Raw genomic sequence first — 22742 nt, 5'->3', positions numbered from 1 at the left:
CTGCTTTTTACAAATTATATTTTTTCAAGAAAAATCATTAACTGGTCATTCCTGATAAATTTTAATGATCACAAGGTATAAACAGACCATCTAAACCAAAAAATCAATTACTTTTGGAGCATGATAAACATAGCCTTGCAGGGTGCAGAATTTTTTGCCTATCACGGATTTTATCCGGAAGAGCAAAAAATAGGATGCCGTTTTTTGGTAGATATTGCCGTAGGTTTTGAACCGGTAACCGATCTGAAAGATGGTTTGCATAATACGGTTGATTATGAAAAAGTATATGCCATAACCTGCGAGGAAATGAAGATTCCCAGCAAACTGATAGAAACGGTGGGGCAAGCCATTACAAACCAGATCCTGCTTAAATATCCCTTTGTGAAAACCATTGAAGTTACCATCAAAAAATTAAATCCCCCGCTGACAGGAAGAGTCGCCCAGTCAAGCGTTACTATTAATTACCCACCAACAACATGAATTATAATATCATAACACCTCCTGTAATTGAAGCCATTACAACTATAGTTGGTGCCGACGCGGTTATTGTACAACATGACGATCTTGAAAAATATAGTCACGATGAAACCGAAGACCTGGTTTACTACCCCGAAGTAGTTGCCAAGCCCAAAACACCGGAAGAGGTTGCTGCTCTATTGAAGCTATGCAACAAACACCGTATCCCGGTTACCCCACGCGGGGCGGGCACAGGTTTAAGTGGTGGTGCATTGCCGGTTAAAGGTGGTTTGCTCATAGCCATGGAGCGCTTTAATAAAGTACTGGAGATTGACGAGCAAAACCTGCAGGCTACGGTAGAGCCAGGTGTAATTACCGAGGAATTCATGAACGAGGTAGCGGACAAAGGCTTGCTTTACCCGGTTGATCCGGCCAGTAAGGGGAGTTGTTTTATTGGGGGTAATGTGTCGCATGGCTCTGGTGGGCCACGGGTGGTAAAGTATGGCACTATACGCGAGTATGTATTGAATTTACAGGTTGTTCTTGCTTCTGGCGAGATCATCTGGACGGGTGCCAATACCCTTAAATATGCTTCGGGTTATAATTTAACCCAGCTCATGATAGGTTCTGAAGGTACTTTGGGTATTGTTACCAAAATTGTGGTTAAGCTAATACCGTTACCTACAGTTGATGCGCTGATGCTGGCCTCGTTTCCGAGCAACGAACTGGCTTGTGCTGCTGTATCGGCTATATTCAGGGCGGGTATCGTACCCTCGGCATTAGAGTTCATGGAACGCAGGGGAGTGGAGTGGGTAATAGAATATGACAATATCGCTTTTGATCTGAAAGATGGGGTAGAAGCTTTTTTACTGATAGAAGTTGACGGCAATAATCAGGATGTGATATTTGCCGATTGCGAAAAGATCAACGCAGTTTTAGAAAACTATGATTGCAGCGACGTGCTCTTTGCCGATTCATCGGCACAAAAGGAGGAGCTTTGGCGTTTACGGCGTACTGTGGCAGTATCTATAAAGTCGAACTCCATTTATAAAGAAGAAGATACGGTAGTACCTCGTGCGGCGTTGCCTCAATTGATCAAAGGCATCAAGGAAGTAGGTGCCAAATATGGTTTTGAATCAGTATGTTATGGCCACGCAGGTGATGGCAACCTACATGTAAATATTGTTAAAACCAAGATGAACGATAGCGACTGGAATAATAAACTCAAATTTGGTATCCGTGAAATTTTTGAGCTAACCGTATCATTGGGTGGTACGCTTTCGGGCGAACACGGTATTGGCCTGGTTCAAAGAGAATTTATGCCCATAAAATACTCCGACGTTCATTTTGCCTTATGGAAAGGTATCAAAAAAGCATTTGACCCTAACGGAATATTAAATCCGGGAAAAATCTTTTAATGTGTAAATAAAAAACCCGTCATTACGAGGTACGAAGCAATCTCAATACTATACAGAGTGTCTCTGTATAGTATTGAGATTGCTTCGTTATATAATATTGGAGGTTAATTAAATTAAACTAATCCATTCTCTCATTATAATACTACAACATTAGCTCTCATTCCACGTATTATTAATTAAAATACTTATTCTTGATATTTTATAATTACCTCACTAACAAATACTTGCATTAAGTATAAAAATATTTTAAATTGATGTAGTAATGTTGTGTTACATATTTTGCAATTATTTTATTATCTCTCCAATTTAGGTATAGCGAAGTATAGCTTGTTAAGCCTGGATAATGATTACCATACAATCATTTAATTATCAATACAAAACAAACTTAATACTGATTAAACAGAAACACCCGATAGCATTTGAATAAATATTATGGAGGCATAGTGATAGGGTATTTATAAATTAAAATAAGCTCATTTATTATAATACAATATATCTATCACTAAAACCTAAATTAAAACTCTATGAAAAATTTATTTAATGCAAAAAGAAACCTTATTGCTATCACAAAACTTACTTTCCTCAGCTTTTGCCTGCTCAGCTTTTATTCCTGCAAAACAAAAAATGACGAGATGCCTTCACCGGAATCCTCGTTAAAATCATCGACTGTTGCAAAAACCAATGCCGTAGCCAGCCCGAATACCGGTGTGCTTATGGGCACCATTGATGTGAACGGCGATGGTGTTCCGGATAACATTTATAATAATGGATCGTCCATAACGGTAGTGCGGTCAACTGGTGTTACGCATCAATACCCTATAAGTAATGGCTCCTGGGCATTATTATATGGCGACGCCAGTAGCATAGTAGATCTGGATGGGGTGGCGGGTGCCGAAATCCCTGTAAATATAGGCGGCAGTTTGTTAATTATTAACGACAGATTAGGTAGCACTACTAATTATGCTATAGGATCTGGAAGTTGGGCTGCGGCTCCAGGCGCCATTACCGATCTGGATGGGGTGGCGGGTGCCGAAATACCCATTGTTAGCGGTAGCCAACTGATCATTATAACAGCAAGAACCGGTTCAAAAACAGCTTATCCTATTGGTTCAGGAAATTGGGCGGTAGTACAAGGCGCTACCGTTGATATGGATGGCATAGCCGGGGCCGAAATACCCATTATTAGCGGTAGTCAGCTAATTATTGTAACCGCAAGAACAGGTTCAAAAACAGCATATAATATCAGCTCTGGAAATTGGGCGGTGGTACCAGCCGCTACGGCCGATCTTGATGGCGTAGCCGGGGCAGAATTAACGATGATAAGCGGATCGCAACTGATCATATTTACAGCCAAAACAGCTTCAACCAATTCTTACAACATCAGCTCCGGAAACTGGGCGGTGATCACAACAGGTTCGGCCGGCATAAGCGATATGGACGGGGTAGCCGGTGCAGAAATAGCTATTGCCAACGGCCCGAACCTAACTATTGTTAATCAACGAACACGTTCGCAACACAATTATCCAATTTCATCTGGTAACTGGGCAGTACTCTCCAATGGTATACAAGATTTCAATGGTAGCCCGGGTAATGATATTGCTATCAGTCAGCCAGGCAGCAGCAATACCAATCTTATTGTAGTACACCCCAAGACGCAATCCATGTCTACTTATAGCGGCTCAACATTAGGTAACTGGAGCCTGGTTAATTACACCAATAATAGTCCAAGCGGCATCAACATCAACGTACACTCAACCACCTTTAATAAGAACTTTACTATAGTTGACGCAACGGGCTCTATACATTAATAACAAAAATCATCAGTCATCGCAATTTTATGTGATGACTGATGGTTTCTAATTGGTATTCAATATCAACCTTGGTTCATCGTATTCGATCATATTGCGGCGCTCATTGGCTGGTATAGCTACTGATTTATTAGCGCTGTAATCATAACTGATGCAAATGGTTTTACCCGTAGTTACAATTTCTTCGCCCTGTTCGGTTATCTTAACCAATACATGCATTACATCAAAACTACTATTACCAATGCGTACGGTACGCACATAACAGGCTATCTGATCATTAATGGTAATTGGTTTCAGATAGTTGATCTCAGACCGGCCCAGAATAATACCAGCATGGTTCCAATCCCAGTTAATGATCTCTTTCCAGTAATTGCTCCTGGCTATTTCAAAATAGGTTAAATACACCGCATTGTTTACGTGCCCGAAGGCATCTATATCTGAAAAACGGATGGGGATTGCCGTTTTGTACTTGTAATCTGTAAGTTTTTCGCTCATTTAGGTCATTTTGTCTGTACAAAATCAATATACAATGACAAATTGTCTCTTATTTATTGATTTTATCACTTGGTACAACACTTGATTAATAGCTTACGAAGTTAACAAAAACAAAAACTTAAAGGAGATATTAAAAATGACACTTGTAAAATTCAACAACGGATTAAAAAATAACGCGGTAAACCCATTCTTTAATGATGTATTAGATTCTTTATTGAACGACTCATACATCGGTAATAAATTAGTAGCCCGTGTGCCTGCGGTAAATATTGCCGAAACTGAAAATGAATTTCAGATTGAATTGGCTGCACCTGGTTTAAAGAAAGAAGACTTTAAGATTAACCTGGATAAGAATGTATTAACCATCTCTGCCGAAAAGAAAACTGAGAGTGTAGAAGAAGGTAAAAAATTCAGCAAACGCGAATATAGCTACAACTCTTTCAACAGATCATTCACTTTACCAGAAAGCGCTGATCATTCAAAAATTGAAGCTGATTATACCGATGGCGTGTTAAAGCTTACCATAACCAAAAAAGAAGAAGCTAAATTTCAATCAAGAGAAATAGCTATCAAATAATTAAAGATTGTTTTCATAGAGTAGTTAGTTTGGTTTTTTAGAGAGGTCGCTCCATATGGGGCGGCCTTTTTTGTTATTAAACTATAAAGAGCTCATTCTATACTACAACCAAAAGCGCTGCAATATATTCTTATTAAAAATCAATTTGCTAAAATTATTAGTATTTTTGATTTCATATGGATGCAGAACGAATAACAGAAAAGTTAAATATACTGGCAGACGCCGCTAAATATGATGTATCGTGCGCATCAAGCGGCAGTAAACGTAAAAACGAAAACAAGGGACTTGGGAACACTAGTAATGGAATTTGCCATAGTTATACAGAAGACGGACGTTGCGTATCGTTATTAAAAATACTGCTTACTAATCATTGCATTTTTGATTGCGCCTACTGTGTATCGCGTAAGAATAATGATATCAAACGGGCAGCTTTTACCGTACAGGAAGTGGTTGACCTGACCATCAATTTTTACCGTCGTAATTATATTGAGGGCTTGTTTTTGAGTTCGGGGATCTTTAAAGATGCTGATTATACCATGGAGCGCTTAGTTAAGATAGCTAAAAAATTGCGTACAGAGCATAATTTTAACGGCTACATACACCTTAAATCAATTCCTGGCGCCAGTGATGAATTAATGCGGGAGGCTGGCCTTTACGCAGATAGATTAAGCGTGAACCTGGAAATGCCAACAGAGGCCGGATTAAAGCTATTAGCACCTGACAAAAATCGGCAGGATATGATCAGCCCCATGAGCTTTTTGAAAAAGGAGATTATTCAACGAACCGAAGAAAAGAAGCTATTTAAAAATGCACCCATGTTTGCCCCGGCCGGGCAAAGCACACAAGTCATTATTGGCGCTACACCCGAGAGCGATCAACAAGTGCTTCAATCAGCTAATTATTTTTATAAAAACTTCAATTTAAAACGAGTGTATTATTCGGGTTATGTTCCTGTGCTGATTGATAAACGCCTACCCGCATTAAATACGGCAGTACCCATGGTACGCGAAAACCGGCTTTACCAGGCCGATTGGCTCATGCGGTTTTATGGTTTTCATGTAAATGAAATTGTAAATCAGCAACAACCCTTGCTTGATCTGGATATTGACCCTAAGCTGGGTTGGGCCATTCGTAACATGCAGGTTTTTCCTATTGATGTAAATAAGGCCGATTTGCAATTGATATTACGAGTGCCGGGGATAGGTTTACTATCGGCACAAAAAATTATAAGTGCGCGCAAGTTTGCCCAATTGAGCTGGGAGCAACTTAAAAAAATAGGAGTGGCCATTAACCGGGCCCGGTATTTTATCATTTGTAAAAGCAATGAGTTTGAACGACGGGACCTGACCGGCAATAACATTAAACAATTTATCCTGGCCGAATCAAAAAGCAAGTACATCAAAAACACGCAAACCCAACTTAACTTGTTTTGATCATGTATACCTTAGTTTACGATGGAACATTTGAGGGCTTACTGACTGCGGTATTTGAAATATACGAGCGTAAACTATTCCACGTAAAATTAATAAAAGGAGAGTGGCGTGCCAGCGCGTTGTTTGAGGAGGTATTGCAGATTATCACAGACGAAAACCGGGCTAACAGAGTATTAAGAGGACTACGTAAAAGATTATCAGCAGCCTGTGTACAACGGCTTTATATTGCCCAAATGGCCGAAATGGAGAATGAAGAAAACGCGATTGTTGGCTTTATTCGCTATGCCTTTGACGCCGATCGGAATATTGAGGAAGATTATGGCAACAAATATGTAATGCGTATTTCAGAGATCATCAAAATGGTTCGTCGCGAAAAACACAGAATGGAGGCATTTGTGCGTTTTCAAAAACTAAAGGATGAAACTTTTTACGCTGCTATTGAACCTGATTTTAATGTATTACCACTGCTGATCAGACATTTTAAAGATAGATATGCTGATCAAAAATGGATAATTTATGATATTAAGCGCGGTTATGGACTGTATTATAATCTGCATGACACACAATATATTTCGCTTGATTTCTCGGAAGTGAACAATCCCGCAAATACAATAACTGTTTTTAGTGATGATGAAAGTATTTATCAGCACCTCTGGAAAAACTATTTCGCCAGTGTAAATATCATTTCCAGGAAAAATACCCGGCTACATTTAAGACATGTTCCGAGGCGTTATTGGAAACATTTAACAGAGAAAATTTAAAGCACTTTCGTTTTTACGATTTTTTACCAGAAGTTAAATTCTTGATTTCGTCAAATTTTGTGAATAAATAGATTGTTTGTAACCATGATTATTTTTCAACGATAAGTAAATAATCAACTGTAAATCAAACTGTAATGAATGTTCATAAACTCATCCACAATGTTAATAATGTGTTAATAAAAAATAAATAAAATCCTTGCATAATCATGCAGATGTCCCGATATTGAAATCATCAAGAACGACGTACATTGACAGCCTTTCAGGATTACAGAAATTGAATCGGGTTAGCCTTCGGGAAAACTAAAGAACAACAGAAGTGCTTGAGTCACATGAAAAAATGAAAAAACGAAAGTCTTTGAAAAAAGATTGTGATTAAAAGAGGTATTGGGAAAATGCAGGAACTTCACGGAGAACCGCAACTGAACCAATGATATTGAAGGAGTCGACAGTTCGAGAGAACGACGGACAAGGTCATATCGGTAATGATACACAAAACTTGATGCTACTGGGAAGCTATGGCCGAACAGTGGTCGGGAAACGGGAGATCAATTCGAAAGAAAAGACTCCCGTTTTCGTGTTTACAAGATTTTGTGATCTTTTTTCCTCCTATTTGCTTTCGTAACAGCAGCTTGTAATAACCAATACCAAACTTACCACGTTGGCCAGGGTTCGGATGTTATGCAAAAAATTCCATGCCCCCTCAAACATCGCCCGGAATATGGAAAGATCTTTTGCTGATGCTGTTTCTGCATTAATCCGGGCCAGCGCATCATTCAAAGGCACGTTCCCAAACATGGTTACACCAAATACACCAATAATATAAACCAAAGTAGCGACTGCCAATAATATAAAACGGGGAGTAAATTGCGGAGTATAATGTAGATAAGCGCTCAGAGGTAGCAGCAATAATGTACCCATAAAACTGGCAAAAAACAGTGGATTTAGTATTTGTACGTTGATGGAACTCATAGCCGCAATGTATTCGCGGTCTGATAGTTTACCTAGTCCCAAATTAACGGAGCAGGTGTAGCCATAAAACAGGCCCGCAATTAAAGCGGTAGCTGTAGCGGTGATTATTAAAATGAGGGTTGTCATATTTATCTTAATCATAATTATTTTCTTAAAGTTTTAATGTATTCAATAACCGAGGCGATCTGGGCAATTGATAGCCTTTTACCCCAGCTGGGCATTATCCCGCGGCCTTTACTAATGGTGTTAAGCAATTCCTCGTTATCCAGCCGGCTTATTTGTAAATTCTTAGCCCCCCAGCGCCCTCTTGTACCATCGGCGCCGTGACAGGGAGTACATTTCTTTTCAAACAATGCCCTGCCTGTTAGTGGCGGATTTTGGGCAGTAGCAACGTTATGATATCCCAGGGCAATAATGATGACAAAAGGGACAAGCCATTGCCGTGTTATAATATCTTTCTTAAAAATTGATGATTTCATGGCGTTTTATTTTTTGATAAAATTGCCACGATATCAAAAATTAAAATAGAACAAAACCGACAAGGAGGTAAATTCTAAATTCTGAGGTTTAAATCCGAAATCGATCATCTGAATTCCGAAATCCAGATGATCTTTGTGCTTGAAACTAAAAACAGATTCCTTAAATTAGGCGGATATGAATAAAGATGGTAAGAACGGGACTATTGTAAGTAATAAAATATTTGTTTTAGATACCTCAGTGATCCTTTACGATCACAATGCATTTCAGAATTTCCAGGAACATGACGTGGCCATACCCATACAGGTGCTCGAAGAACTGGATAATAAAAAAAACGGTAACGATACCCGCAACTTTGAAGCCCGCAGCTTTATCCGGCTCATGGATGATCTGTCGCGCAATAGCCTGGTCAATGAGTGGATCCCGCTCAATGGCAAAAGCAAAGGCAGCTTTAAAGTGGCAATGGATGTTAAAACAACTGCCATTGATGCCGAAGAGGTGTTTGGTTCCGACAAAACAGATCATCGTATACTAAATGCTGCCCTGGGCTTACAGGAAGAAAATCCCGGTAAAAAAGTAGTACTGGTATCAAAGGATATCTGCTTGCGGCTGAAAGCAAAAGCCCTCAACCTGCATGCAGAAGACTATGAAACAGGTAAGATTAAAAACCTGGCTGAATTATATACCGGGCAAACCGATGTAAATAAGGTGACCGAAAAGCTCATTACCCAGCTCAACAAACAAGAAAACCTACCCGCCGAGAGTTTGCATATTGCCTCCTATACTAACAACCACTTTTATATACTAAAAGGTAAGAACAGTGATGTTCCAGGTTTTTATAATACACAGACCCGGCAGCTTGAAAAAGTTATTGAACAACCCGTATTTAATATACTACCCCGGAATATTGAGCAGGCTTTTGCTATCCATGCCTTATTACATCAGGATATTAAACTGGTAACCATACAAGGTAATGCCGGTACAGGTAAAACCTTACTGGCCCTGGCTAGTGCACTGGAGCAAAGAAAATATTATCGTCAAATTTTTGTTACACGACCAATTGTACCTTTAAGTAATAAGGATATCGGTTTTTTACCCGGTGATATTAAATCCAAGATCGATCCATACATGGCCCCAATATGGGATAACCTGAAGTTTATCAAAGATCAGTTCGTAGACGACGAAAAGATGCAGGCCAAGATTGATGAATTGGTCACTAACGATAAAATATCGATAGCTCCGCTTGCTTTTATCCGTGGCCGTACGCTGAGCAAAATCTTTTTTATTGTAGATGAAGCGCAGAACCTTACACCGCATGAAGTAAAAACTATCATATCACGCGCCGGTGAAAACAGCAAATTTGTTTTTACGGGAGATATTTACCAGATAGATACACCATACCTGGATGCAGAAAGTAATGGTTTGTCTTACCTGATAGATAAAGCCAAAGGGCATCCGTTATATGCACATATCACTCTACAAAAAGGGGAGCGGAGCGAACTGGCCAATTTGGCTAATGAACTATTGTAATTTTTAGTATCAAGTATCACGACAGCTACATTTATTTCGCAACACATTCAAAAATCTAGATACTTGATACTAGCTACTTGATACTAATTTAAAAATTATGAAAATATCAAAATATCTCCATTCGTGTCTTGTATTTGAGCTCGATGGTTATAAAATTTTATTTGATCCGGGCGATTTTTCTTTTATTGAAGGCCTGGTAACTCCAGAAATGTTCGCCGACGTCAACATTATTGTGATCACACATATCCACCCAGATCATTTTGTAATAGATATTTTACAGAAAATTATAAATTTTAGCGGTGCGCAAGTGCTAACTAATAGCCAGGTTGGTGAGCAATTAAAGAAAGCGGGAGTAAAATATGCTCTCCTGGAAGAAGGCATTGAACACTTTGGCCCATTTAAACTGCAGGCCTTCCCGGTAAAGCATGCTTTGATCATGGATAACCCTTTACCGCAAATGACGGGCTTCCTCATAAATGACAAAGTGCTGCACCCGGTCGATTCTATGGAAGATAATCTATTGAAATTCAAAGATATAGAATTACTCATCATGGTAACTATGGCCCCATTTGCCAGTGAAGTAATGATAACTGCATTTGCCGATCAGTTAAATCCCCGCCAGATATTGCCCGTTCATGATGGATACGCTAAAACATTCTTTATTCAGAAACGCTACGCCGCTTATGTGAAGCATTTTGATAAGCTAGGCATTAAATTCCATGAGATCTATCAAATTGGAAATAGTTTAACTATCTGATAATCAAATTACAATAACTCTATTCAAACAAAAGAACCGAAGTCATACTCAGACTCCGGTTCTATATATTTATCAAATAAAATGTTGTAAAATAAAAAAAGCCCCTACCTTTTACGGTAGAGGCCCTATGGAACCAACCTCCTGCTAAGCTGGCCCACATTAACCTTATCACACTGCTAAGGTGAAGATAAATAATGAAGAAAACATGAACTTCTGTTTTATGCTTGGTGTAAATTTTACATCTTAGCAGAAAACAAGATTGCTTATATGCAGAAACCCGACAGCCTGATATTTGACATGGACGGAACCCTTTGGGATGCCGTTGACACCTACGCCAACTCCTGGAACCTTGTATTTGAAAAAATGAGTATTCAACGCGTTATCGGTCGAAACGACCTGATGCAGTTAATGGGCATGGAAGGTAAAAAACTAACCAAGGTTCTTATGCCCGATTTTGATGACGATAAGGCTCAAGGCATTTACATGGACGTAAATGAAACCCGCAGGCAGATACTCCCCACCAGTGGTGGCATCATGTATGATGGGGTAACCGAGGGGATTAAGCAATTAACCACAAAATACAAAATCTTTATACTCAGCAATTGTGCTGTGGGTATTATCCCGCTATTTATCAGCTGGGCCAAAATAGGGGATGACATTACCGACTCTATAGCCTATGGGCAAAACAATATGCCCAAACACCATAACATGCAATTGCTGATTGATAAGCATCATTTAAAACACCCGGTTTATATAGGTGATACCAATGGTGACGCTGAGCAGACAAGTATGGCCGGGATACCATTTATATTTGTGAGCTATGGCTTTGGCAAAACAGACGATTATGCTCTGAAGTTTGATGATTTTAAATCATTAACGAAATATTATATGAGTTTGTGAGTTTTTAAAACGTTAGCCAAAATCATTTGCTCCTAAAAGTATAACCCCAATGGTAAAACGTCAACTCTCCCTGCTGTTATTTTTGTTAATCCCGGGCTCATTATTTGCTCAAAAAGTACAATTGGATGCCGAACGATGGATAACAAAGGATTTGGGTCACCTATACTTTGCCGACAAGAAAGTATACTACAATTTTGTGGGTAACGCCGGGGTCAAAGACCATTATGCCATTGTGAACGATACGCTAATCTTGTCAGACATCTTCAGAAGCAGTGCCGACAATTTCAAGAAACAACGACGGACTGATTTTAAGTTCCTGATCAGGCACGCCGACTATAATCGCATATATTTAAAAGCTGTTGAACCAAATGCTATCGAACTGGCCGGTACTATTACTTATGAATTCTTCAACTTTAAAAACAGTTATGATAAGAATATCAGGTTTGCCAAAATCTATTTCTTATCTTCCACCTGTTTTGGAGATTGCCCGCAGTTGGGTATTGAGATATGGCCCAATGGCGATTATCATTTAAAAGCTGGTGAACATGCTACACCTTATAAGGGTGATTATACTGGAAAATTAAGTCAAACTCAGTTGGACACTTTAAATTATTGGTTAAAACACAGTGAGCTAAAAAAAATGAACGACTGGCAGCAGGGCAATCAGGTGGTTGACGCGCCTAACTATTACTTCGCCATTGATTTTGTTGACAGTAAAAAGAAACTAAGCATCAATACCAACGAGCCTCCGCTAAATATTATCGACCTGGTAAAGTTCATGCTCTCATCTTATAAAAACGTAAAGCTTACTCCAGCTGGCAATAATTGATGAGAATCAAGAGATAAGAATCAGGAATTAAGACAAGGAAGTACTTTTCTTATAGCAATATTATCCTACTATTGTTGTTTTTCTTGATTCTTAATTCTTGATTCCTGACTCTTATTTTTATTTTGTAGTTTAGATAAAAATATATCTATATGAAAGGCCGTACCAAAGCAATTATTTTAATCGTAATACTAGTATTGATCGCCGGATTTACTTATCAACGTTATTTCTTTGTTTTTGGCGAAGGCGCAAAGGCTGGCACTATGAATTACTTTGTAAAAAAGGGATATATGTTTAAAACCTACGAGGGCCGTTTAATACAAAGTGGTATAAAAACGCCACCACAGGGCGGTGGTAATATCTCCTCCAACGAATTTATGTTTTCGGTTACTGATGAGAAAGTAGCACAAAAACTAAACAGTAGCACAGGTTCGTTCCTTGAGCTACATTACAAAGAGTATTTGCACGCATTACCTTGGCGCGGTGTAAGCGTATTTGTTGTAGATAGTATTATTTCGGTAAAGCCGGTTAGTCAATAATCTTCCGGCTTAATCCATTAATTGTGTCAGTGCAGCATACTATGCACTGACTTCCGAATCACGCAAAGCTTTAATGGTATCATGGGCAACTATTAAGCTTTCCAAATGCTTTTTGAGGATAAATACAACCTGCTGATCTTCCCAGATCAGTTCTTTGTCATCTAATGCTGCTCTGTATGCTTTTTTGATAACATCTTCGGCGCGCTCACAATCAACCAATATGCTATGTCTGTCTTTACTTCCAAAAGCCGCTTTAACATCTATCCAGGTATTATTAAGTTTTCCAGATAAAGTAGTACCATCAGTAGGATCACCCCCCAAAACATGAATGTACTCTTTCAAATCCGAAACATGGCTTTTACTTTGGTCTATATATTCTTTAAAAAGCAAATTCAGGCCTGCTTCATTAGTACTTTCATTGGCTTTTTCATAACCCGCTATACGGTCGTTATTTATTTTGATCAGATCGTTAAGCGACGATATCTGATGTTGTACGTGTTGTAAAACTCCCATGATTATTATTTTTATAACTAATAAACATAACAAGTGAGTTAATGTTTTTTTAATTGAGGTAAATGAACCTGTTTAAATATCTAACAATATTCAAATTTAGAGTAAAGTTTTTTTGCTGTTAAAAACCAATAGTATCAAATTGCGTTAATGAAGCTATCATAAATTAAGTGATTAAAACAATTTGAGCCCAATAAGTATTTATTAACCATTTGACATGAAAACACACTATAATTTTGAGGCTTGAGTTGATCAACACTTGAAAAAACATTTGTTTACGATGACTAAATCACATAAAAAACAGCAAACCAATTTTAAAACATTGCCCAAAACACCGACGGGCATTAACGGACTTGATGAAATAACAGATGGTGGTTTACCTACCGGCAGGCCAACACTTATTTGCGGAGAAGCCGGCTGCGGTAAAACGTTGATGTCGCTTGAATTTATAGTTCGCGGAGTTACACTCTTTAATGAACCGGGGGTTTTTATGGCCTTTGAAGAAAAAACAGACGAGTTAGCTATGAATGTAGCCTCGCTCGGCTTTGATCTATATAAATTACAGGAAGAGAAAAAAGTTAAGCTTGATCACGTACATATTGACCGTAGCGAAATAGAGGAGACCGGTGAATATGATCTGGAAGGATTGTTTATCAGACTAGGCCACGCCATTGACAGCATCGGAGCTAAAAGGGTGGTATTAGATACCCTTGAAAATCTTTTTTCAGGCCTTAATAATCAAACCATACTGCGTGCCGAATTGCGCCGGCTTTTTACATTTTTAAAAAATAAAGGCGTCACTGCTATTATCACCGGCGAAAAGGGAGATGGCGGGGCATTAACCCGTCAGGGCTTAGAAGAATATGTTTCTGATTGTGTTATTCTGCTTGATCACCGCGTTATCAACCAGATATCAACCCGCCGTCTTCGCGTTGTAAAATACCGGGGGTCTCAACACGGAACTAACGAATATCCATTTTTAATTGATGAGGATGGCATTTCTGTGTTACCGGTAACATCCTTAGGACTAGAAAAAGCCGTTTCTTCAAAAAGAGTTTCATCTGGTATCCCGGCATTGGATGATATGCTCGGTGGTCAGGGCTTTTTTAAAGGCAGCAGCATCCTGGTTTCCGGAACTGCCGGAACCGGCAAAACCAGTATTGGAGCTTATTTCGCTGCCGAAACCTGCAAACAGAAAAAGAAATGCCTCTATTTTGCTTTCGAAGAATCTCCGAACCAGATCATTCGCAATATGAGATCGATTAATATCGATCTGCAGCCTTATGTTAATAACGGATTATTGCGATTTCATGCTTCACGGCCAACACTTTATGGATTGGAGATGCACCTGGTAGCTATCTACAAACTGATAAAGCAATTTAAACCAGATACAGTAATATTGGATCCGATAACCAATCTGATCACTGTAGGATCTGTAAGTGAAGTAAAATCGATGCTGGTACGGCTGATAGATTTTTTACAAAACGAGCAAATTACGGTTATGTTCACAGCTTTATCGCTTAACACCGTGGTAAATGAACAAACGGACGAAGGCGTATCATCGCTGGTTGATACCTGGATGTTGGTGCGCGATATTGAACATAATGGCGAGCGTAACCGTGGTTTATATATCATGAAATCGCGCGGTATGAAACACTCTAACCAAGTGCGTGAATTTATTATTACCGATAAAGGCCTTGATCTTGTTGATGTTTACCTGGGACCGGAAGGTGTATTAACAGGATCGGCACGGCAGGCACAACAACTTAAAGAAAAAACCGGTGTAGCATTACGCGATTTTGCCGTATCCCGAAAAGACAAGGAAATTATGCGTAAACGGATAATGCTGGAAGCCAAGATATCCAATTTACAAGCTGAGTTCGAATCGGTAGAAGAAGAGTTGAACAGGATTTATTATGAAGACGAATTGAAACAACAAATAATGGACAAAAACCGGGATGAGATCACGAAAATGAGAAGAGGGGTAAAAGAAGAAAGTCCGATAAAGAAAAAAAAGTAATGGAAGCGGAAGTTATAAATTATGAATTAAGGTTATATATTGCGGGCAAAACAGCAAAATCTGTAAGTGCTTTAGCTAATCTTAAAAAATATTGTGAAGAACATTTAAAAGGCCAATATTCTATTGAAGTGATTGACCTTTTAGTAAAACCTCAATTGGCCGAAGGCGACCAGATATTTGCTATCCCCACATTGGTACGCAAAGTTCCGGAGCCTATCCGTAAAATAATCGGGGATCTGTCAAATGAAGAAAAAGTATTGGTGGGATTAGATATACGCCCCCGTAAACTATAAAAAATGGCCGAAAAGGATCAATCATCTTTATCTGAGGATAACTATTTAAATGAACAGGAACAGCAGATGTATCATTTACGCCTGTTTGTAACGGGTGCATCTCCAAATTCATCGCGGGCTATAACCAATCTCAAAGATATTTGCGAAACCCATTTAAAAGGTAATTATGACCTGGAGATAGTAGATGTTTATCAACAGCCGCTAATTGTTGAATATGAGCAGATCATCGCTTTACCCATGCTTATCAAAAAAGCGCCAGGTATGGAACGCAGGCTCATTGGTGATATGTCCAATACGGGTAAAGTATTAAAAGGTCTTGGTTTACAAACAGAAAATTAATGGAACTGGCTAAATATACATATGAAGAATTACTGCAGCAAAACGAAGAACTTCGGATACAGCTGGAGGAAGCCAATGATACCATTGACGCCATTCGTACCGGCCAGGTTGATGCGCTTATTGTAAAAGACGCTGAAGGGCACCAATTATATACTTTAAAAACAGCCGACCAAACTTATCGCGTTTTTATTGAAAAGATGAATGAAGGCGCGGTTACCTTGAATCGAGAAGGAACTATTCTGTACAGTAATTCGCGGTTTGCCACCATGATGAATTTGCCGTTAGAAAAGGTAATTGGACTAAACTTTGCCTTTTTTATTCCTGAAATATCAGGAGAGAAATTTAATGAGCTCATATTTAAAGGGTGGAAGGAAGATTGCAAAGGCGAAATATTACTGGCCGATAAATACAGAAAACTTACGCCCTGTCTGCTTTCCTGCACTACACTTGACCTGGATGAGGGCACTGCCTTAAGTTTGATCTTAACCGATCTTACCAGTCAAAAAGAGACTGAATGGGAACTAAAAGTAAAAAACGAACAGCTACTGGCTGCCCAAAACGCGGCAGAAAAGCTCAATAATGAACTGGAAGATACGGTTAGAGCCCGAACCAATGATCTGCTGATAAGCCGCGAACATTTTAAACTACTGGCCAACAATATACCGCAAATGACCTGGACAAACTTGCCAGCCGGTGAGGTTGACTTTTATAATCAGCAATGGTATAACTATACTGGCCGTGGCTATGGCGATACTGTAGGCTGGGGATGGCAGCATGTAGTACACCCGGATGACCTGCCCAATACCTTAGATAAGTATATTGAGGCTTTAAAAACGGGCAATATATTTGAGGTTGAAAACCGGTACAAAAGATGGGATAACACCTACCGCTGGCACCTGAACCGGGCCGTTCCTTTGAGGGATGATAAGGGCGAAATTATTTTCTGGGTAGGTACAGCTACGGATATTGAAGATCAAAAAAGGGAAATGGATCGTAAGGATGAATTTATCGGCATTGCCAGCCATGAGCTCCGCACGCCATTAACCAGTTTAAAAGGGTATCTGCAGCTCATCACTTCCTATAAGAGGGAAGAAGTACCGCCTGTAGTAAAGCAGTATATCGAAAAAGCAAGCGTAGCTATCAATAAGTTGCAGCGCCTTATCAATGATTTGCTTGATGTGAGTAAAATACAGGCTGGGAGACTTGAATATGCCATGGGCGAAGTTAACTTGTCTGACCTTATGGCACAGGTAACCGAAAACTCAAAACACATTTATCCACTATATGAGTTTGACAGTCAGCTGCAACCTGATATCCTAATTACGGGTAATGCCGAACGGTTGGAGCAGGTTTTGATGAATTTTATAAATAATTCCGTAAAATATTCGCTTGCCGACAAGAAAATCATTCTGAAAACCACCATAAATGCTAATGTGGTACGCGTATCGGTAAGCGATTATGGCATCGGTTTATCTGAAGAACAGATAGAGCGGATATTTGAACGTTTTTATAGGGTTGAAGATAAAAAGTTTATGACAAGCGGTCTGGGCATGGGCCTGTATATCAGTGCCGAAATCATTAATAATCATCAGGGTAAAATAGGGGTAGAGAGTGAGTTAGGTAAAGGGGCTACCTTTTACTTTGAATTACCCTTAGTTGTTTGACAAACTATTTTAAACCAAAATTGCAGGTAAACTAAATACTTCTGATATTGGGCTGATTGGTGATTACTAAATCACTGCATTATCTTAAAATAAACCTCAAAATTATGCCATCTACTGATAATGGTAACGTGACTTTCTCAAAGAGTTCAAACGGTATTGCAACCATAAGCTTTTCTCATCCTGCCCAAAACTCCCTGCCAACTGTTCTTTTAAATGATCTTGCGGGGTATATTACACAGATGGGTAATGATCCGGAAGTAAAGGTGATCATCTTGAAGAGTGGCGGTGATCGTACGTTTTGTGCCGGAGCCAGTTTTGATGAGTTGGTGGAAATAAAAGATAAGGAAACAGGGGCGCTCTTTTTTTCGGGCTTTGCCAAAGTAATCAATGCCTGCCGTAAATCGTCTAAAATAATTGTTGCCCGTGTTCAGGGCAAGGCAGTTGGAGGAGGAGTGGGGCTTGCAGCTGCGGCCGATTATTGCCTGGCTTCCAGCTTTGCTTCTATCAAACTAAGTGAACTGGCTATCGGTATAGGGCCATTTGTAATATCGCCGGCGGTAACCCGTAAAGTTGGTTTATCTGCATTTTCCCAGTTAACCATCAGGGCCTCTGATTTTCAAACTGCTCAATGGGCGCATGAACATGGCCTGTATAATGACGTATATGAAGATACTGCTTCACTCGACTCAGCTGTAGTGGAGCTTACAGAAAAGCTAGCCTCCTATAATCCCGATGCCCTCGCCGGACTAAAACAAATCCTGTGGGAAGGCACAGAAGACTGGGACGAACTATTAACCCAACGCGCAGCCATTAGTGGCGAACTGGTACTTTCAGAGTTCACCCAACAGGCATTACAACGCTTTTTGAGCGGCAACAGATAAAACACTGTTTGAGTTATTCTCAAGGAGTTGTTCCAACTCGTTTTAAAAAAGAAACGCCCGGTAATAACCGGGCGTTTCTTTTCTTATAGAGTGCTTACCAGCACCCGTAATGACGGTGTACTCTGTAATAAACAGGGCGGGCATAATAACGGCCTGGATAATAATATGGGCGATTATAATAAACCCTGCGGGCATAACCGTAATATACAGGGCGGTCATAATAACCATATGCCGGATAATTAGACGCAACTACCACTCGTGAATGCGGGTAACCATAACCAAATGAAGCGCCTACGGATATACTTTGAGCTTTTACAAATTGAACTGAAAATAGTAATGCAAAAACTATGACTGAAAATTTGATGAGTTTCATAATTCAAAAACTTAAGTTAACACTGTAGTTATTAGTTATTTTATATTTATAGACTATAAATACTACTTGAGGTTTAGTATATTTTTTTTATTTTTAAGGCATGTATTACTTTTTATTTACACTGCTATTTTTGGCCATCGTTCTGGGTTTTTCATTGATAAGCTCTTATTACGGTAAACTACGGGCCGAAGAAAAAAAGCTTGATAAAATAAAAAGTAAATGGGGTAAGCCCGTAAATACCAGGCGCAATTTCGACTTGATTAAAACCTATTTAAATGCCGATAAAAGCTGGGATAGGTTATCAGATGTTACCGCAGAAGATATCGATCTTAAAAGTATTTTTAACTATATCGACAGAACAAGTTCCAAGCCCGGGAAACAATATCTATATAAAAAGCTGCATTTCCCCGAAACAAACCTTGAAAAACTACTGGAGCTTGATGCTAAGGTTGAGGCTATCAATCAAGATAAACCCAACCGCGAGCTGATTGAACTGCAACTATCAAAACTCAACAACACGTACGCCTATTATATTGCCGATCTGTTTTTAAAAACTCATGAATCACTGTTTGTGCCTATCATGAATTTCTATATCAGGTTTGTACCATTGGTGATCATTGCCCTGATCGCGTCACTAATTGTTTACCCTAACCCCATCAGTATCCTGTTACTATTGTTCTTTGTGGGTTATAATGTGGTTTTACATTATGCCAACAAGAAAAAAATAAGCGCCTATACCAACTCACTGCCCCAATTGCTTATCATGCATAATGTAGCGGTATGGCTGGTAAAAAACTCCGGATTGGAGGATAATGAATCTGTGAAGAACAGTTTAAAAAATTTGCTGGGGCTAAAACGATCTTTAAGTATTATTAACTTAGAAAGCAAGCTGATTAATGGGGCCGGTGATTTGAGCTACGCCGTTTTTCAACTCGTTAAAACATTATTTTTATTAGAACCCCGCATCTACGCCAGCTCCATAAAGCATATTGAAAAGTATCGGGAAGATATCGAGCAGATTTATCAATACGTTGCAGAAATTGATATGCTGGTAGCTATCCAATCGGTAAGAGATGGGTTGCCTTATTACAATAAGCCCCAGTTTATCGACACAGATGCACAAATGAACATCACCGATCTTTATCATCCGTTGATTGATAAATGTGTTACCAATTCGCTGTATACCCGTGCTGATAAAGGCGCTTTGATAACGGGTTCAAACATGTCGGGTAAAACAACCTTTATTAAGGCTATAGCTGTTAACACCCTGTTGGCTCAAACTTTATTCACGAGCTGCACAAAGGAATATAAAGCACCTTTTTTAAAGATACAGACCAGCATCAAAACCAGTGATAGTATAGAAGAGCAAAAAAGCTATTTCCAGGCTCAGGCACAATCCATACTCACTATTATGAGCCGCAGCAACGAGGTTGAACAGGTAAAAAGCCTGGTTATTATTGACGAAATTTTCCGGGGTACCAATACAATTGAACGTATCGCCGCCGCAAAATCGGTATTATCCTATATCACCGCTAATCAAAATTTTGTTTTTGTATCAACTCATGACCTGGAACTGGCCGAATTACTCGATGAAGATTTTGCTATTTATTCTTTCGAAGATTCAAAATCGGGGGCTGTCCTGGTGTTTGACTATAAGCTTAAAGAGGGCCTACTCAAAAGCCGTAACGGTATAGCCATATTAGAATCCATGGGATATCCGGATTCTGTGATAGAAGATGCTAATATTGTAAGTGAGCGGATGATGTTGAAGTACATGGAATAAGTCACCATATTTTAGTTTCGTACCTACGGCACGAGTTCTTTACTAACGACCATAATTCTACCGACATTTTGCTCCTATCGGAGCATTTTTGTAAACCGGATCTAGTTCCGATATACTCCCATATCCAATATAACCACCAATAACACTGATTGTAAAATAAAAAGTGCTCCGATAGGAGCAAAATGTCGGTAGAAATAGTAATTTAATATTTTGCATGCCGTAGGTATGCAACTCATACAATTTTATGCCCAATACCTATACCCAGATACATATTCAATGCGTTATCGCCGTAAAATTTCGACAATCTCTGATCCTTCCTTCATGGAAAGAAAAATTACATCAATATATCACTGGAATCATTAGTAATAATGGACATAAAATGATAGCCATAAATAGCATGCCAGATCATTTACACCTTTTTATTGGGTTCAGACCTAATCAATCGCTTTCAGACTTGATGCGAATGATTAAAAGCGACTCATCTGAATGGATAAATAAAGAAAAGTTTAATACCTTAACTTTTCGATGGCAGGAAGGTTACGGAGCTTTTTCATATTCACGTTCACACATAAAAAATGTTTCGGAATATATAGAAAACCAAGAGGAGCATCATCGAAAAAAGTCTTTCTTGGAAGAGTATAAATCATTCCTTGAGCATTTCGAAATAGACTATAATGAACAATATATCTTTAGATCACTAGAATAGGGGGCACTTATTCACTTTCATACAACCTCAGTTTATTTTTCAGGCTTTGCATATCGTTCTGCATTTTTTCCATGCGGTGCAATAAATGACTGATGGCTTCTATACCGGCTACGTTGATATCCAGTTGGTAAAGATTAATCAGTTTTTCCAGTTTTCGCAATTCCTCGCCAGGTATATAAGTAGTTTCATTAATCAGGGTAACTTTGACTAAATCAGCCTCATATAGCGATTCTATAAAGGCATACTCCACGTTATGATACAAACAAAAATCATTTATTGATATTAAATCCGCTGTTTTCATCTTATTTAATTTATATCATGACTTTGAAAGTTCTTCAAATAACTGCTTTTGCTGATCGGTAAGGTTAACCGGTATCTGGATATCATAAGTAAGGTACAAGTCGCCAAACTCATTCTCTTTTTTATAAACAGGTAAACCTTTGCCTTTTAGCTTCACTTTGGTACCATTCTGCGTTTCTGGCTTTACCTTTACCTTAACTTTGCCGGTCAATGTCTCCGCGGTAATTTCGCCGCCAAGCACAGCGGTATAAAGATCAAGCTTTATGGTAGCATATAAATTGCGCCCGTCACGCTTAAAGCGGGGATCATCTGATATTGAAAATTTGATATACAGATCTCCTGCCGGACCGTTATTTACACCTGCACCACCATGACCGGTTATCTTAATGGTTTGCCCATTTTCGATGCCTGCAGGAATAGTAATACGTATATTTTTACCATTAACTGTTAAGGTTCGTTTGTGAGTTTCCGCGATATCCAGCAGACTTAATTGTAACTCTGCATTCAGATCCTTCCCGCGGTATTTAGTTTGCCTGCTGCCTCCGCCACCAAACATTGATTTAAAAAAGTCGGAAAAATCGCCACCACCGAAGCTTTCATCATCAGTAAATCCGCCGAAACCACCACCACCATAACTACCTTGTCGGCTTTGTTGTTGCCGGGCTTGTTGTTCATAAGCTTCTCCGTGCTGCCAGTTCTCACCGTATTTATCATATTTTTTTCGCTTTTCCGGATCGCTCAGCACTTCATTAGCTTCATTAAGTTCCTGGAATTTCTTGTGGGCTTCCGCGTTATCCGGATTAAGGTCGGGGTGATATTTACGCGCCAGCTTGCGGTAAGCATTTTTAATATCCTTATCGGTGGCGGTTTTAGTAAGACCCAGAGTTTTATAGTAATCAATAAAAGCCATATCAAGCGTAGAATGTA

Annotated in this window: 25 protein-coding genes; 19 read left to right on the top strand and 6 right to left on the bottom strand. The window is 39.2% G+C overall.

Annotated elements, in window-relative coordinates; translation table 11 throughout:
* Window positions 1-120: 120 nt before the first annotated feature.
* From folB to G7092_RS04465, 3 genes are all read left to right on the top strand, one after another.
* Window positions 121-480 carry a dihydroneopterin aldolase gene (gene folB / locus G7092_RS04475; protein WP_166086612.1) on the top strand — a complete coding sequence of 120 codons (360 nt, stop codon included), beginning with the start codon at window positions 121-123 and terminating at the stop codon, window positions 478-480.
* Window positions 477-1874, top strand: a complete 1398-nt coding sequence (locus G7092_RS04470) for an FAD-binding oxidoreductase (protein WP_166086610.1) — start codon at window positions 477-479, stop codon at window positions 1872-1874. Before folB ends, G7092_RS04470 begins: the two co-directional genes overlap by 4 nt.
* A 524-nt stretch (window positions 1875-2398) precedes the next feature.
* Window positions 2399-3682 carry a PA5033 family protein gene (locus G7092_RS04465; protein ID WP_166086608.1) on the top strand — a complete coding sequence of 428 codons (1284 nt, stop codon included), beginning with the start codon at window positions 2399-2401 and terminating at the stop codon, window positions 3680-3682.
* A gap of 48 nt (window positions 3683-3730) precedes the next feature.
* Here the strand turns inward: G7092_RS04465 and G7092_RS04460 are convergent, their stop codons facing one another.
* Complete coding sequence (locus tag G7092_RS04460) at window positions 3731-4177, bottom strand: acyl-CoA thioesterase (RefSeq protein WP_166086605.1); 447 nt, start codon at window positions 4175-4177, stop codon at window positions 3731-3733.
* 136 nt (window positions 4178-4313) lie between these two features.
* Between G7092_RS04460 and G7092_RS04455 the strand changes: the two genes are divergently transcribed.
* The 3 genes from G7092_RS04455 to G7092_RS04445 all read left to right on the top strand — a co-directional run bounded on the left by G7092_RS04455 (window position 4314) and on the right by G7092_RS04445 (window position 6948).
* Window positions 4314-4754 carry an Hsp20/alpha crystallin family protein gene (locus G7092_RS04455; protein ID WP_166086603.1) on the top strand — a complete coding sequence of 147 codons (441 nt, stop codon included), beginning with the start codon at window positions 4314-4316 and terminating at the stop codon, window positions 4752-4754.
* Between the two features lie 176 nt (window positions 4755-4930).
* Entirely contained in the window at window positions 4931-6187 is a 1257-nt protein-coding gene (locus tag G7092_RS04450; protein WP_166086601.1) for a putative DNA modification/repair radical SAM protein, read from the top strand.
* Window positions 6188-6189: 2 nt separating this feature from the next.
* Window positions 6190-6948, top strand: a complete 759-nt coding sequence (locus G7092_RS04445) for a TIGR03915 family putative DNA repair protein (RefSeq protein ID WP_166086599.1) — start codon at window positions 6190-6192, stop codon at window positions 6946-6948.
* A gap of 606 nt (window positions 6949-7554) precedes the next feature.
* Here the strand turns inward: G7092_RS04445 and G7092_RS04440 are convergent.
* Window positions 7555-8058: an anthrone oxygenase family protein gene (locus G7092_RS04440; RefSeq protein ID WP_202985216.1), complete on the bottom strand. Its 504-nt coding sequence runs from the start codon at window positions 8056-8058 to the stop codon at window positions 7555-7557.
* Window positions 8059-8060: 2 nt separating this feature from the next.
* A complete protein-coding gene (locus G7092_RS04435) occupies window positions 8061-8396 on the bottom strand; it encodes a c-type cytochrome (protein WP_166086597.1) in 336 nt (111 codons plus the stop codon).
* 175 nt (window positions 8397-8571) lie between these two features.
* Between G7092_RS04435 and G7092_RS04430 the strand changes: the two genes are divergently transcribed.
* From G7092_RS04430 to G7092_RS04410, 5 genes are all read left to right on the top strand, one after another.
* Window positions 8572-9924: a PhoH family protein gene (locus G7092_RS04430; RefSeq protein WP_166086595.1), complete on the top strand. Its 1353-nt coding sequence runs from the start codon at window positions 8572-8574 to the stop codon at window positions 9922-9924.
* A 97-nt stretch (window positions 9925-10021) separates the two neighbouring features.
* Window positions 10022-10681, top strand: a complete 660-nt coding sequence (locus G7092_RS04425; RefSeq protein ID WP_166086593.1) for an MBL fold metallo-hydrolase — start codon at window positions 10022-10024, stop codon at window positions 10679-10681.
* A 267-nt stretch (window positions 10682-10948) separates the two neighbouring features.
* Window positions 10949-11581, top strand: coding sequence for an HAD family hydrolase (locus G7092_RS04420; protein WP_166086591.1), 633 nt, complete (start codon window positions 10949-10951; stop codon window positions 11579-11581).
* A 49-nt stretch (window positions 11582-11630) separates the two neighbouring features.
* The gene (locus G7092_RS04415; RefSeq protein ID WP_166086589.1) at window positions 11631-12410 is read left to right on the top strand and encodes a DUF6438 domain-containing protein; all 780 of its coding nucleotides are present in this window, start codon (window positions 11631-11633) and stop codon (window positions 12408-12410) included.
* Window positions 12411-12559: 149 nt separating this feature from the next.
* On the top strand, window positions 12560-12946 hold the full coding sequence (locus G7092_RS04410) for a hypothetical protein (protein ID WP_166086587.1): 387 nt from the start codon (window positions 12560-12562) through the stop codon (window positions 12944-12946).
* 39 nt (window positions 12947-12985) lie between these two features.
* Here G7092_RS04410 and G7092_RS04405 read toward each other — a convergent pair whose 3' ends face one another.
* Complete coding sequence (locus G7092_RS04405; RefSeq protein WP_166086585.1) at window positions 12986-13459, bottom strand: ferritin-like domain-containing protein; 474 nt, start codon at window positions 13457-13459, stop codon at window positions 12986-12988.
* A gap of 277 nt (window positions 13460-13736) precedes the next feature.
* Between G7092_RS04405 and kaiC the strand changes: the two genes are divergently transcribed.
* The 8 genes from kaiC (at window position 13737) to tnpA (ending at window position 21515) form a co-directional block, all read left to right on the top strand.
* Complete coding sequence (gene kaiC / locus G7092_RS04400) at window positions 13737-15476, top strand: circadian clock protein KaiC (RefSeq protein WP_166086583.1); 1740 nt, start codon at window positions 13737-13739, stop codon at window positions 15474-15476.
* The gene (locus tag G7092_RS04395; RefSeq protein ID WP_166086581.1) at window positions 15476-15769 is read left to right on the top strand and encodes a circadian clock KaiB family protein; all 294 of its coding nucleotides are present in this window, start codon (window positions 15476-15478) and stop codon (window positions 15767-15769) included. The genes kaiC and G7092_RS04395 overlap by 1 nt, the downstream gene beginning before the upstream one ends.
* A 3-nt stretch (window positions 15770-15772) precedes the next feature.
* Window positions 15773-16108: a circadian clock KaiB family protein gene (locus G7092_RS04390; protein WP_166086579.1), complete on the top strand. Its 336-nt coding sequence runs from the start codon at window positions 15773-15775 to the stop codon at window positions 16106-16108.
* Window positions 16108-17772 (top strand): PAS domain-containing sensor histidine kinase, encoded by a 1665-nt coding sequence (locus tag G7092_RS04385; protein ID WP_166086577.1) that lies wholly within the window; start codon window positions 16108-16110, stop codon window positions 17770-17772. Before G7092_RS04390 ends, G7092_RS04385 begins: the two co-directional genes overlap by 1 nt.
* A 104-nt stretch (window positions 17773-17876) precedes the next feature.
* Window positions 17877-18653, top strand: a complete 777-nt coding sequence (locus G7092_RS04380; RefSeq protein WP_166086575.1) for an enoyl-CoA hydratase/isomerase family protein — start codon at window positions 17877-17879, stop codon at window positions 18651-18653.
* Between the two features lie 27 nt (window positions 18654-18680).
* Complete coding sequence (locus G7092_RS04375) at window positions 18681-18896, top strand: hypothetical protein (RefSeq protein ID WP_166086572.1); 216 nt, start codon at window positions 18681-18683, stop codon at window positions 18894-18896.
* A 230-nt stretch (window positions 18897-19126) separates the two neighbouring features.
* A complete protein-coding gene (locus tag G7092_RS04370; RefSeq protein WP_166086570.1) occupies window positions 19127-20809 on the top strand; it encodes a MutS-related protein in 1683 nt (560 codons plus the stop codon).
* Window positions 20810-21053: 244 nt separating this feature from the next.
* Window positions 21054-21515 (top strand): IS200/IS605 family transposase, encoded by a 462-nt coding sequence (tnpA, locus tag G7092_RS04365; RefSeq protein ID WP_166086568.1) that lies wholly within the window; start codon window positions 21054-21056, stop codon window positions 21513-21515.
* 7 nt (window positions 21516-21522) lie between these two features.
* Here the strand turns inward: tnpA and G7092_RS04360 are convergent, their stop codons facing one another.
* Together G7092_RS04360 and G7092_RS04355 are read right to left on the bottom strand one after the other, a co-directional pair.
* On the bottom strand, window positions 21523-21816 hold the full coding sequence (locus tag G7092_RS04360; protein ID WP_166086566.1) for a chaperone modulator CbpM: 294 nt from the start codon (window positions 21814-21816) through the stop codon (window positions 21523-21525).
* A 15-nt stretch (window positions 21817-21831) separates the two neighbouring features.
* Window positions 21832-22725: a DnaJ C-terminal domain-containing protein gene (locus G7092_RS04355; RefSeq protein WP_166086564.1), complete on the bottom strand. Its 894-nt coding sequence runs from the start codon at window positions 22723-22725 to the stop codon at window positions 21832-21834.
* Window positions 22726-22742: the final 17 nt, after the last annotated feature.

It is taken from the genome of Mucilaginibacter inviolabilis (genome assembly GCF_011089895.1).
In the GTDB taxonomy this organism is placed as follows: domain Bacteria; phylum Bacteroidota; class Bacteroidia; order Sphingobacteriales; family Sphingobacteriaceae; genus Mucilaginibacter; species Mucilaginibacter inviolabilis.
This window is presented reverse-complemented; position numbering and strand designations above follow the sequence as displayed.